The organism is Campylobacter concisus (assembly GCF_002913225.1).
Lineage (GTDB): Bacteria > Campylobacterota > Campylobacteria > Campylobacterales > Campylobacteraceae > Campylobacter_A > Campylobacter_A concisus_J.
The window spans coordinates 1-602 of the sequence record NZ_PPAW01000048.1 but is presented as its reverse complement, the minus strand read 5'-3'; the positions used below and the strand labels follow the sequence as shown (position 1 = coordinate 602).

Here is a 602-nt window from a genome sequence, read left to right as displayed (position 1 = left end):
AAAATAGGGCTAACTAAAATTTCTTGTATCTCTCAAGATGGCACGATTTTTAACGCGCCAGATCAAGATGAATTACCAGACCCACTTGAGATAAGCCCAAGTGAACTAAACTCAGCCATTATAGTGTTAAAACTACCTATTAGCTCAGGTCTGGTTGATATTAGCTTGCAAAATAATTTACCAAATCTAAAATTTACAGCCAAGCAAGCACTTATTAGCTCAAGAGTGCATGATGAAGCTAGCAATGATATATTAAACGAGCTAGATGATAAAGATGATTTTGAACTATCTTCTGCCTTTACACAAGATAAAGAAAATCTAATCCTAGCAAGCCAAAGATCGTCTCTTGGGGTATTTGGCTCAAAGATGCCTTATGAGCTTAGCATACCAATTTGTAAAATAAAAAATATAGACCTAAATAAGCAAATAACACTTGACGAAAAATTTATTCCAACTTGTATTGACATCAGTAAAAACACCTTTATAACAAATTTTATAGAGGAGCTTAGCCTTGCTACAAAGCAACATCAAGAGAGTTATTTTGGGTTGCTAGGAGGTTTTGATCAAGCTAAAAATAGACTTGATTTTTCAACATATTTAAC

At 33.6% G+C, this 602-nt stretch carries 1 protein-coding gene; it reads left to right on the top strand.

The window, feature by feature from the left end; translation table 11 throughout:
- Positions 1–602, top strand: a 602-nt coding sequence (tssK, locus tag CYP26_RS08295; protein WP_181000890.1) for a type VI secretion system baseplate subunit TssK, incomplete at both ends; no start/stop codon positions are given.